This is a genomic window from Priestia filamentosa (genome assembly GCF_900177535.1).
Lineage (GTDB): Bacteria > Bacillota > Bacilli > Bacillales > Bacillaceae_H > Bacillus_I > Bacillus_I filamentosa.
The window spans coordinates 325,181-337,272 of record NZ_FXAJ01000002.1 but is presented as its reverse complement, the minus strand read 5'-3'; the positions used below and the strand labels follow the sequence as shown (position 1 = coordinate 337,272).

The window sequence follows — 12,092 nt, the reverse complement described above, 5'->3', positions numbered from 1 at the left end:
GTGAGCAAGCTTGCGCTTGCTCACCCTTATTCTACTTCCAAATATCTTTCAATTTCCAATACGTAAACTCTTTAACGTTTACCTCACCTTTGTTTGCAAAGCACATCAAGCCTAATCTTTCTTCGTTTGGATATATACGACTTGTCATCGTTTTCATCCCATCGTTTGCAAACAGTTCAATCGAAGATCGATCAAGGAAGATGCGCAGTGTAAGCTTCCCATCATTCACAAGCTCTGTTGTTCTCACCCCATCTTCCTTCTTGCCCATTTTCGAGCAATCCAGAGAAAGCTTTTCATCTCTAATATGATAGGTAATCACAACTTCCTCTTCTTCGACGCCTTTAATCGTTAATCCAACTGATTCTGCCTTACAATCTGTTAAATCAAACTCTGCTTTTATCTCTAGTAAACTACTGTTTTCCTTTGCTAAATGATAATCTGAAATGCTCTTGTTTTCAAGTTCTACACTCTTTGCTTCACGCAACTCTACTATCTCGTCTATAGGATTCATAGAAACGGCGTTGTTCTTTCCGAGCGTTAGCTCTCGAGGAATGGTTAATGCTCCACACCATCCGTCTTGTTTTGTCGGCATTTCACTTTCCCACATATCCATCCAACCAATCACAATGCGACGGCCTTTCTCATCTACTAGCGTTTGAGCGGCATAAAAATCGTGGCCATGATCTAATTCTAGAAACTCACCTTTTTCGTACTCATTTTTTTCGTAGTCATATTCGCCAACAAAATAGCCTGTTTGAAAGAGATTATTATAATCGTCTCCTTTAGATTCTATCCCTTGTGGGGAAATTAACAGGATATGCTTTTCCCCTAGCTCGAAAAAGTCTGGACACTCCCACATATATCCTAGTGTTCCATCACTTTGAGCAAGAACCCCAACATACTCCCATTTTCTTAAATCCTGAGATTTATATAAGATAACTCTTCCAGTTTGATCTTTTGTTGAGTTTCCAACTACCATATACCATTGATTATTATGCTTCCATACTTTCGGGTCGCGGAAATGATGAGCACTGTCTTCAGGAGGATGAGCAATAACAGGATTTTGACCTACTTTCTCGAATACTACTCCATCTGTACTCACCGCAATATTTTGAGTTTGATAAAAAGTGTCTTCCTCCTGATTAATATAATTGTGACCTGTATAAATAAGGGTTAGCTCTCCGTTATTGTTAACAGCACTTCCTGAAAAGCAACCGTCCCTATCGTATTCATCGCCAGGTGCTAACGCAATCGGAGCATATTCCCAGTTCACTAAATCTTTACTTTTTACATGACCCCAGTGCATAGGGCCCCAGTTTTCATCATATGGATGATGCTGATAAAAAACGTGATATTCTCCTTTATATTGAACCAAACCATTTGGGTCATTGATCCAGTTCCCTTCTCCCATAATATGATAGCCTAATCGATACCGAGGATTTATGTTTTGTGTTGTTTTTTTAATAGCTTCTTCAGCTTTTTGAAGTTTTTGATCTATTACCATATTACTTCCTCCTATACTACTCTTTTTATATTTTTACCACCTTGAGGTATTCCTCTAGTATGCTTAGAACCTAGCAATGTGAAGATGGATATAATCGTAAAACCTAACACCATTGTTCCCATTACAAGATAAGAGTATCGGAACCCAATGGAATCATATAATATCCCTGAAATAGGCGATAAAATAGCTGCCCCTACTTGTGACGCAAATTGAAAGCCGACAAGATATAAAATGGATGATAAACGCGTATCAAAATTAATTGCTAAATATTTGAAAATCGCAATCAACATAATTGGTAGCTCTAAAGCGTGAATAAGCTTCATTGAAGAAATTCCGATTGGCCCTATCACAAGCCCTGAACCAATAATTCGAAAGGCCATTAGAAATCCTGCTAATAGTAAGCTGTTTTTTGCGCCAAGTTTGTTTACCATAAACGGAGCTAAAAACAGCATCCCTGCTTCTAAAAACACCTGTACAGAATTAAGATATCCAAATACTTGGTTCCCTAATGCCTCACTTGGAAAAACAGATGCATAGTAGATCGGAAATTGTTGATCATACACGCTATATACGCAAGTCACACCCACTACATAAAGCATTAAAAACCAAAAATCTTTTAAAAGAAAAAGTTGACCTACGTCTTTTAAAGAAACAGATTGGGCTTTCTCGACTTCGTACGTTGTCATCTCTATTTTTATAGACAAAATAATGAAGACAAGAATAATCGCCGACCCAGAAGCAATCCAAAAATTAATATTAGGATTAATGTTAAATAACTGACCTGCAAAAAATGTAGCTGAAGCCCACCCTAATGATCCCCACATTCTTGATTTGCCATATTCAAACTGATATTTTCGGCTGATCTTTTCAATATACGATTCGATGGCTCCTATCCCCGCTAGAAATGAAACCCCTAAGTACACCCCTCCTACAATTGCACCAAGCAAAACATTGTACTGAAGCAATGGCCCATAAATGAAAATATAGAATGGTCCGACAAATACGAGTAAAAGGCTAATAAAAAATAAAATATTTTTCTTCAAACCAATTTTGTCTGATATATATCCATATATCGGCTGCATACATAGAGCAAAGATAGCGTTTACAGAAAAGATTAAACCAGTTGCTGATCCACTTAGTTTAATCTCTTGACCAAGCCAAATCGAAAAGAGAGAATAGCTAGCAGACCATGTAAAGAAAAAGAAAAAGAAATATGCACTTAACTTCCAATACAACATTTTTGAACTTTTCATTTGGATAACCCCTTTGATTAGAAATGAAAAACGAATAATTTGTTATTGAAAGCACTTTCACAGATAATTCTATGTCAACCGGTTTCATATGTCAACCGGTTTCATAAATTTAATTTAATTCTTTAAAAACAACATAGGACACTGCCTAGAGGCAATGTCCTATGTTGTTTCACCTTCAATTAGCGTTACAGGTAGCTTTGTTTCACTTTTGATATTATGAAACTCCCCGCTAATCCCTTTTAACAGCATATCAACAGTCGTTTGAGCAATAGAGTGGATTGGCTGTTGAATGGTTGTTAATTCAGGTAATAAAGTTTGTGCTGTTTCAGTTCCATCATATCCGACAACTTTAACGTCCTCAGGTATTTTCTTTCCTCTTCGTTTTGCTTCGCGAATAAAAGAAGCCGCAAACAAATCATTACTCGCAAAAACTCCGTCTACATGGGGGTGTTCATCTAAAATTCGCTGAATGATTTCATCCTGACTTTTTGGATCAAATGTTTGAGGGACTTCATATGTAATCGGCTTTTTGCCGCATTCGTGTAATACATCCTCATATGCCTTTCTTCTAAGCTGTTGCGCTGGGGTTTCTATATCAGACTGCCCGTTAATATGTATAATGTATTCGCATTGTTTTGATACGAGTAGTTCTGTTGCTTTTCTTCCTCCGTCATAATTATCACAGCTTACAATCGGAATTGTCTCCGATAAATATCTGTCAACAGCAACAACAGCTAGATTTTGCTTATGATAATCAATAATTCCGTGATTATGGGTACCCACAATTATGCCGTCCACTTGATTGCGCAGGAGCATTTCCACATACTTTTCTTCTTTTTCTATACTATTTAAGCTATTGCACAGCAATACTTTATAGCCTTGTTCAGCACAAATATTTTCTAGATGAAAAATAAGCTCTCCATAAAACGGATTGCTTGTTGTTGGGAAGATAACGCCAATTAAGTTAGTTCGTTTATTAAATAATGACCGTGCTAAATCATTTGGAAAGTAGTTTAATTCCCTCATAGCTTTATGTACATTTTCTCTTGTTTCTTTACTGATGTACCCACGGTTATTCAGTACACGAGAAACCGTTGTGGGAGAAACTCCAGCTAGCTTTGCTACATCTCCAATCTTTGTTTTCATTGCTTTTCCCCTTTCACATGCTCTTAAGCTATTATACCTTTCCTATGGAATAATGTACAAAGTATTGATAACGCTTTCTTATTTGAAGCACCCATTAAGTTATAAAATCTCCATGATTATTCTATTCTTTTTCCACTAACTAACATTTTAATAAATTAACTCTAAACACTAGAAACCCGATAGGAATTATTGTAATATAATATAAAAAGGAGGGGTTACATTGGCAACAATGGTTAATAATCAATCTGTATCGTCAACTCAGAAGGTAATGAAAACCCCAAATAATCGGAATACATGGTTAAGTGTTTTATCACTTCTCATCCTGATTGGCGGTACTATTTTCTTGTATACAAAAGTATCTTTTAATCAATCGCTTTTATATGTATTAGGCGGAGTTGGAGGCTTTATCTTATATCAAGCCCGCTTTGGTTTTACATCTGCATGGCGTCAATTTATTTTACACCGACGTGGTGAAGGTATTCGTGCTCAAATGATTATGATGCTTGTAGCAAACGCATTATTTTTACCGCTTCTTTTGAAAGGAAGCATGTTTGGCCATTCTATTTCTGGATATGTATCCCCAGTAGGAATGTCTGTATTAGTCGGAGCCTTTATTTTCGGAATTGGAATGCAAATGGGTGATGGGTGCGCATCAGGTACGCTATATCATATTGGTGGCGGTGATATGAACGGTGTTGTAACATTAATTGGATTTATTGCAGGCTCTGTTATTGCTGCTACTCATTTTAATTGGTGGATGAATACACCGCAGTTTCAGCCAATTTCTCTTATTGAACATTTTAATGTTGTAACAGGTTTTCTTGTGCAGTTTATCATGCTTGCTATTGTTTACTTTGCGACAATCTTGATTGAAAAACGTAAACACGGCAAACTTATCCCTCAAAAACGAGAAAATACAAACGGATGGAAAGTCATTTTTAAAGGTCCTTGGCCCCTTATTTTAGGGGGAGTTGCGCTAGCCGTTCTAAATGCTCTTATCTTAATGGTTCAAGGAAAGCCTTGGGGAATTACATCTGCTTTTGCTCTTTGGGGTTCAAAAATCACCCAAGCTTTTGGAGCAAATCCTGAGACATGGTCATATTGGCAGGATCCTGCAAAGTCTGCTTCACTAGAAAGTCCATTGTATATGGACATCACAACCGTTATGGATATTAGTCTTATGGCTGGAGCACTTCTTGCAGCTGCTTTCGCAGGTCGTTTCAGCAAACCTGTCCGCTTTAAACTGCCGACTCGCATGACAATTGGTTCATTAGTAGGTGGCGTGATGATGGGATATGGAGCTCGTATTTCATTCGGATGTAATATTGGAGCCTATTTCGATGGAATTGCTTCCTTTAGTATGCATGGCTGGCTTTGGTTTGTTGCTGCATTTATCGGAAGCATTATCGGTGTGAAACTCCGTCCATATTGTGCTTATAAAAAATAAAGCAAAGAACATGTAAAAAGACCTTATCTATGCAGATAAGGTCTTTTTATGCACTATTAGCTGTCTCGAAAACAACGAAGAGACAACTTCGTTTTTCATTTTCCTCTTCTTGTTTTTGGCTCATGCCTATCTCTCTTCATACTTTATGTAGTTTACTCATTACAAAGTTTTAATGATTCATATTTTAAAGCTCATTTTTACACTCTAAAACAAAATTCTTTAAGTTCAATGTTGGAGCAGACATGTATGTTTTTTCATTCCAGGCAAGCCCTATTAATCGTTCACACTTTGGAGAATGAACAGGGATTTGGATAACGTTGCTTTCCTCTGGCTTATGTAAACGAGGCAATAATGAAATCCCAAATCCAGCTGAAATCAGCCCTGCAATTGTCGGAACTTCTTCTCCCTCAAAGGTAATATTTGGGGTAATCCCAACTTTCTCAAACAGCTGATCCGTAATGGAGCGCAGCGAATATCCTTTTTTTAAAAGAACAAATTTCTCCTCTCGTACTTCCTCTAATAAAATGCTTTCATAATGGGAAAAACGGTGACAAGTTGGAACACTGAGAAAGAGCTCTTCTTTTCTTAAAATTCTCCATTGAATAGGATCCTTAATTTCCATATTTGAAAGCAGACAAATATCAACTTCTCCTTCTTCTAGCTGGCGAAGAAGAGTGTGAGAATTATTTTGATAAAGACGAAACTTCGTTTTTGGATACACTTCTCTAAAAGAGCTAATAAGGCGTGGGATATAACTTGGTCCTAGTGTATGTAGAAACCCGAGGGAAATCTCTCCTTCTTCAGGATCCAAAAGGGCTTGAATCTCTCTCTTTCCTTCTTCGAACTCTTTCATAATCCGTTCGACTCGTTTTAAGAACAAATGACCGTATTTATTTAACGACATAGAGCGACCTTGCCGATCAAATAGCGGAACACCAACTTCCTCCTCTAACCGAGAAATGGAGCGACTTAACGCAGGCTGTGATATTGATAATAGTTTCGCTGATTGTGTCATATGTTCTGTGCGTGCGAGCATTTGAAAATACTCAAAATGATGCCATTCCATAAAGCTCTCCTCCACATACAGATAAATTCATACCTAACTTTATTATATATTACAATTGCTTTTTGTAGTTATTTATGTCTCTTTCTCTAAATTGATACTTGAGAAGTTTATTTGGTCACTGTTGAGAAACCGAAATTTCAAAAATGGGTAATCTTTCTTTATTTTTTATAGATAAGGCAATCTTCATTTTCTATTTTTTACTTTCAAAAGGAACTTAGTAAACCAATAGTCAACAAAGGCTATTACTACATCTATGAGATTATGATGAAACATAGAGTCCAATCCTGAAGTTTGTTCTAAATTATAATATAACTCCAGTTGGATATACTAGCGTAGACAAATTTGCAGGAGGTTAATAAAATGGAGAACACTACTCATAGTGGGAGAATGAGTTCCTCGGAACTTGCAAACCTTTGGTCACAATACCTTAATGATAGCTTATCACGCTGCATCATTCGTTATTTCATTAATACTGTAGAGGACAAAGAAATAGGTGAAGTCCTTCAATTTGCCCTAGAGTTATCAGAAACCCACCTTCAAAAGATAAAAGAATTTTTAACAAAAGAAAACTATCCAATTCCACAGGGATTTACTGATGAGGATGTCACACTAGAGGCACCAGCTCTATTTACAGATACATATATTATTGTTTTTATGCAAATCATGTCTGTCCATGGTATGACTAGATATGCAGGAGCTATTGGCTGTGCAATTAGAGAGGATCAAAGGAAATACTTTAAACAAGTTATTGCTGAGTCAGTGGAATTGTATGATTTAGCTACTGGTGTTCTTGTAAGTAAAGGAATTATTAGTAAACCTCCTACTTTTAACAATCATCAGAAAGTTGAGTTTGTAAAAAAACAAAGTTATTTAACAGGGTGGCTTGGGAAACGTAGACCTATCAGTGCCATTGAAGTTAGTGGCACCTATCTTAATATGCAAAAGACATTAACAAAACTAGTTTTAGAATTGGGATTTAGCCAGGTTTCTCAATCCAAAGATGTTCGAAAATATATGAAAAGAGCTAGATCAGTTTGCCAAGAACACTTCGAAATCCTGGCTTCAATGTTAACAGACGATGATTTACACATTCCTAGAACGTTTGATTCCGAGGTAACCGATTCAACAGTTCCTCCCTTTTCTGATAAACTCATGATGTTTTTAATATCTAGCCTACTCTCTTCAGCTATTGGATATTATGGTGAAGCTATGTCATTATGTCAACGAAGGGATTTAGCAGCTAATTACGCGAAAATGATTACCGATATTGCCGTGTTAGCAGAAGACGGTGTAAATTTACTGATAGAAAATGAATGGATGGAGCAACCTCCACTAGCGACAGATCATGACAATTTGGCAAAAAATAAATGATTTTATTAAGAATGAAAAAAAGGAACAGATAATTGAGAGCATATTGTGGAGTATAGCTTTACCTGGTTTTTTTCAAATATTAAATGGGCAGTTATTTAAAGGAATTTTATTTCTTGTCCTTGAGATGGCAATAAACGTTAAGGCCAATTTTAATGAAATCATTCGATTAAGTTTTATGGGACAAATAGATGCAGCAATTGCTCAAACAAATTTCCAATGGCTTATGTTTTATCCTTGTTTATACTTTTTTTCAATGTGGGATGCCTTTAAAAGTTCAAGTGGTGGAAAGAGCCACTTCTCCTATCTTCCGTTTGTTTTCTCAGGTTTTTTCGTTACAGTTGGGATTATGTATTCAACAAAACTAAAAGTGTTTGGTTTCTTATTAGGACCCGTATGGCTTCCAATGTTGGGGGTTATCCCTGGTTTAATAATCGGCTTTTCTCTAAAAAGAATCCTAACATCACATTAAGGGTAAACTTCATTGTTTATCCTTTTTATATTTTCACTCCATTACAAAATGTAAAATTAAGTCTCAATAAGATTACTTTTTTATATTTTGTAGTTTTTTTATAAAGATATGGCTTCTATAGGGTACTAACCCTCATATAGACTTTAAAATAAATTGTCCAAACAATTCCAACCAACTAAGCATTTTATATTAAGAGACCTTTTAAAAAATAATAGGAGGATGATTAACTTGAACTTACAAGATATTAAAGGCTCTTATGATGCTGTATTTAGTTTAGGAAGTGCTTGTAATCCAGCTCTTCAATTCCAACGCCTTAATTTAAAAAGGTTTACATCAAGCCCACTAGATTGGAGTTACTCTCCATTCCTTTCAGATGTAAATAGATTGTTCAAAAATAATTTTAAGGGATTTATGGAACTTAAAAATATGCGTGTAGTAAATGATAAAGGAGATTATGTATATGCTCATGATGGAGCCCCTGTTGTTCCAGATAAAGAAATTCAAATACCAACAAAATCCTATGTAATACAAGATACTGTTTATAATATTTTTTCAGCTCACGATTTCCCTATTATTGGAGATCAGAGTTGGCTTGTAACGTACCCTTCTTTTAAAAAAACACTAAACTATCGAATATATAGATTTCTAAAGAAAGTAACAAATAGTGAATCTGTTCTATTTGTTAGATGGGTAGCTAACTATGATGAAGCAGTCGAATTACAATCTATTTTATCTCACATGGTAAAAGGGCGTTTTAATGTCCTTATCCTTAATCCGGCAGAGGACTTAGAGGAAATTACCGAAGTGGATTGGGGATTAGACAGAACATGTGTAGTTAACGTTCCTAATGATCCTAACAGCGATTCAACATGGGATCATGTTCTAAATGGAGTAACACTAACGAATTAATTGTTTTTAGACTACTAACTCTTTTAATTAAATCAGATTTTGCATATTCCTATAACTCTATATCTAATTAATAATTTTTATACAATTCTAGCTGATATAAAACATGTTCAAAGAAATAACGAAGGCGCGGAACCCTTAAATAACAAGGAACCTGCGCCTTCTGTTTTTTGCCCTCTAGGTCAATTTTCATTTTGTCCATGACTGATTTAACAAACTTTTCCCAACTCTGACATGAGAAGAAAAAATAGAAAATTGCATCTTTTACAACTTCTCCCCTTCTTTGAATTTCAATCCTTTCCCTTCATCTGTAAAAAAAACATTAAAAAGGACAAGTGCCCGAGCCATTTCGACGGAAGAGACATAGGATAAACGGTGTTACTTTAATAGTAACGCTACTTTATATAGAATGGAGGAATAATGAACAACATGAGTATTCAGAACTTAATTGTTAATGGAGGTTTCGAAACAGGAACACTTTCTCCATGGTTTTTTTCCAATGCAATAGTAACCAATCAATTTTCACATTCCAATTTTTATTCAGCAAGATTACAGGCTGGAAACGCGGTTTCCCATATTGGGCAACTTGTGCCCGTGAATCCAGGAGACACCTTTGAATTACTCGTTTCCTTAGCCAAAGTAGGATTGGACCAAGCTGCTCCTATACAGATACAAGTTGTTTATTTAAATGATCTTTCTAATTCTCTTGGAAACGGACTCTTTATAAATATACCAGTAAACCGAATCCCTACAGCCGATAATAATACATGGCTTGAAATCCATCAAATTACAACCCCAGCCCCCCCAAGTGCTACACAAGCCTTTGTTTTAATTAATACTGGGCCTCAAGTAGGCACAGCCGATATTTTAGTTGATGATGTTGCTCTATTAACTGTGATTGGCGTAACAGGACCAACTGGACCGACTGGACCTACAGGTGCTACCGGCGACCTCGGACCAACTGGACCTACGGGTGATCTTGGACCAACTGGACCTACGGGTGCTACCGGCGATCTTGGGCCGACTGGACCTACGGGTGCTACCGGCAATCTTGGACCGACTGGACCTACAGGTGCTACCGGTGACCTTGGACCAACTGGACCTACAGGTGCTACCGGCGATCTTGGACCAACTGGACCTACGGGTGCTACCGGCGATCTTGGACCGACTGGACCTACAGGTGCTACCGGCGACCTTGGACCGACTGGACCTACAGGTGCTACCGGCGATGTCGGACCAACTGGACCTACGGGTGCTACCGGCGACCTCGGACCAACTGGACCTACAGGTGCTACCGGCGATCTTGGGCCGACTGGACCTACGGGTGCTACCGGCGATGTCGGACCAACTGGACCTATGGGTGCTACCGGCGACCTTGGACCGACTGGACCTACAGGTGCTACCGGCGATCTTGGACCGACTGGACCTACGGGTGCTACCGGCGATCTTGGACCAACTGGACCTACAGGTGCTACCGGTGACCTTGGACCAACTGGACCTACAGGTGCTACCGGCGACCTTGGACCGACTGGACCTACAGGTGCTACCGGTGACCTTGGACCAACTGGACCTACAGGTGCTACCGGCGATCTTGGACCAACTGGACCTACGGGTGCTACCGGCGATCTTGGACCGACTGGACCTACAGGTGCTACCGGCGACCTTGGACCGACTGGACCTACAGGTGCTACCGGCGATGTCGGACCAACTGGACCTATGGGTGCTACCGGCGACCTTGGACCGACTGGACCTACAGGTGCTACCGGCGATCTTGGACCGACTGGACCTACGGGTGCTACCGGCGATCTTGGACCAACTGGACCTACAGGTGCTACCGGTGACCTTGGACCAACTGGACCTACGGGTGCTACCGGCGACCTTGGACCGACTGGACCTACAGGTGCTACCGGTGACCTTGGACCAACTGGACCTACTGGTGCTACCGGCGATCTTGGACCAACTGGACCTACGGGTGCTACCGGCGACCTCGGACCAACTGGACCTACAGGTGCTACCGGCGATCTTGGACCAACTGGACCTACGGGTGCTACCGGCGACCTCGGACCAACTGGACCTACGGGTGCTACCGGCGACCTCGGACCAACTGGACCTACAGGTGCTACCGGCGACCTTGGACCAACTGGACCTACAGGTGCTACCGGCGACCTCGGACCAACTGGACCTACTGGTGCTACCGGTGACCTTGGACCAACTGGACCTACGGGTGCTACCGGTGACCTTGGACCAACTGGACCTACGGGTGCTACCGGTGACCTTGGACCAACTGGACCTACGGGTGCTACCGGCGATGTCGGACCAACTGGACCTACGGGTGCTACCGGCGATGTCGGACCAACTGGACCTACTGGTGCTACCGGCGATGTCGGACCAACTGGACCTACTGGTGCTTAGGACGTTAATAAAATAAAAACCCCTTGGTGTCGAGTTACCCCTGTCAAGTAAACAGTTATAAAAAAGACTAAGCGACCAGTGTGTTTCGATATTGTATCGAGGCACACTGGTTTAACTTTTTCTAGAATCGTTCGTGATTATAAAACGAAATCTAACTCTGAATAGCTTGAGAAAATCTCCTTTCCGTCTCACAATTAAAAAAATAGTTATTTTCTGTTTTAAGATGTGAAAAGAAAGATTTAATACATCTCTAATATATTACAATGCCTTTTTGCAGTTATTTACGTCTCTTCTAATCTCTGATATTTAAGCTTTCTTCTTAGAATGAACTCTTGATTTTTCCGTGGTTATTGTGGTTGCTTTTATTATTGGATAAGACCTTATTGGATAAGACCTTATAGCATGCCTTTAGCAACATAGGGAAAGTTGAATGCAGATATAAGCAAGGGGATGGTCATCATTACGCAATTTATGCTTGATACATTATCATCTACGTTAGCCCTTAATTCTTGTATAAA

Annotated in this window: 9 protein-coding genes and 1 pseudogene; 5 read left to right on the top strand and 5 right to left on the bottom strand. The window is 39.1% G+C overall.

The window, feature by feature from the left end; translation table 11 throughout:
* Positions 1-31 precede the first annotated feature (31 nt).
* From B9N79_RS08820 to B9N79_RS08810, 3 genes are all read right to left on the bottom strand, one after another.
* On the bottom strand, positions 32-1,504 hold the full coding sequence (locus B9N79_RS08820; RefSeq protein WP_040057820.1) for a glycoside hydrolase family 32 protein: 1,473 nt from the start codon (positions 1,502-1,504) through the stop codon (positions 32-34).
* Positions 1,505-1,515: 11 nt separating this feature from the next.
* Positions 1,516-2,757, bottom strand: coding sequence for an MFS transporter (locus B9N79_RS08815; protein ID WP_040057821.1), 1,242 nt, complete (start codon positions 2,755-2,757; stop codon positions 1,516-1,518).
* 159 nt (positions 2,758-2,916) lie between these two features.
* On the bottom strand, positions 2,917-3,903 hold the full coding sequence (locus B9N79_RS08810) for a LacI family DNA-binding transcriptional regulator (RefSeq protein ID WP_040057822.1): 987 nt from the start codon (positions 3,901-3,903) through the stop codon (positions 2,917-2,919).
* Positions 3,904-4,171: 268 nt separating this feature from the next.
* Between B9N79_RS08810 and B9N79_RS08805 the strand changes: the two genes are divergently transcribed.
* Positions 4,172-5,350, top strand: coding sequence for a YeeE/YedE family protein (locus tag B9N79_RS08805; RefSeq protein ID WP_046217522.1), 1,179 nt, complete (start codon positions 4,172-4,174; stop codon positions 5,348-5,350).
* Positions 5,351-5,534: 184 nt separating this feature from the next.
* Here B9N79_RS08805 and B9N79_RS08800 read toward each other — a convergent pair whose 3' ends face one another.
* Positions 5,535-6,416 carry a LysR family transcriptional regulator gene (locus B9N79_RS08800; protein WP_040057823.1) on the bottom strand — a complete coding sequence of 294 codons (882 nt, stop codon included), beginning with the start codon at positions 6,414-6,416 and terminating at the stop codon, positions 5,535-5,537.
* A 360-nt stretch (positions 6,417-6,776) separates the two neighbouring features.
* Here B9N79_RS08800 and B9N79_RS08795 point away from each other — a divergent pair, with 360 nt between their 5' ends.
* From B9N79_RS08795 to B9N79_RS26875, 4 genes and pseudogenes are all read left to right on the top strand, one after another.
* Positions 6,777-7,787: a DUF3231 family protein gene (locus tag B9N79_RS08795; RefSeq protein ID WP_040057824.1), complete on the top strand. Its 1,011-nt coding sequence runs from the start codon at positions 6,777-6,779 to the stop codon at positions 7,785-7,787.
* Entirely contained in the window at positions 7,762-8,256 is a 495-nt protein-coding gene (locus tag B9N79_RS08790) for a hypothetical protein (RefSeq protein ID WP_085118138.1), read from the top strand. The genes B9N79_RS08795 and B9N79_RS08790 overlap by 26 nt, the downstream gene beginning before the upstream one ends.
* 219 nt (positions 8,257-8,475) lie before the next feature.
* Entirely contained in the window at positions 8,476-9,165 is a 690-nt protein-coding gene (locus tag B9N79_RS08785) for a DUF1796 family putative cysteine peptidase (protein WP_235780384.1), read from the top strand.
* Between the two features lie 417 nt (positions 9,166-9,582).
* Positions 9,583-9,999, top strand: a pseudogene (locus B9N79_RS26875) (NTTRR-F1 domain); the annotation flags it as partial.
* An 8-nt stretch (positions 10,000-10,007) separates the two neighbouring features.
* Here the strand turns inward: B9N79_RS26875 and B9N79_RS26870 are convergent.
* Entirely contained in the window at positions 10,008-10,211 is a 204-nt protein-coding gene (locus tag B9N79_RS26870; RefSeq protein ID WP_338090230.1) for a hypothetical protein, read from the bottom strand.
* Positions 10,212-12,092 lie beyond the last annotated feature (1,881 nt).

Excerpts from the sequence above, each read along its gene's own strand:
- B9N79_RS08800 (WP_040057823.1), bottom strand. The coding sequence starts at position 6,416 with ATGGAATGGCATCATTTTGAGTATTTTCAAATGCTCGCACGCACAGAA.
- B9N79_RS08795 (WP_040057824.1), top strand. The coding sequence starts at position 6,777 with ATGGAGAACACTACTCATAGTGGGAGAATGAGTTCCTCGGAACTTGCA.
- B9N79_RS08785 (WP_235780384.1), top strand. The coding sequence starts at position 8,476 with ATGATTAACTTGAACTTACAAGATATTAAAGGCTCTTATGATGCTGTA.
- B9N79_RS08790 (WP_085118138.1), top strand. The coding sequence starts at position 7,762 with ATGACAATTTGGCAAAAAATAAATGATTTTATTAAGAATGAAAAAAAG.
- B9N79_RS08820 (WP_040057820.1), bottom strand. The coding sequence starts at position 1,504 with ATGGTAATAGATCAAAAACTTCAAAAAGCTGAAGAAGCTATTAAAAAA.
- B9N79_RS08805 (WP_046217522.1), top strand. The coding sequence starts at position 4,172 with ATGAAAACCCCAAATAATCGGAATACATGGTTAAGTGTTTTATCACTT.
- B9N79_RS08815 (WP_040057821.1), bottom strand. The coding sequence starts at position 2,757 with ATGAAAAGTTCAAAAATGTTGTATTGGAAGTTAAGTGCATATTTCTTT.
- B9N79_RS08810 (WP_040057822.1), bottom strand. The coding sequence starts at position 3,903 with ATGAAAACAAAGATTGGAGATGTAGCAAAGCTAGCTGGAGTTTCTCCC.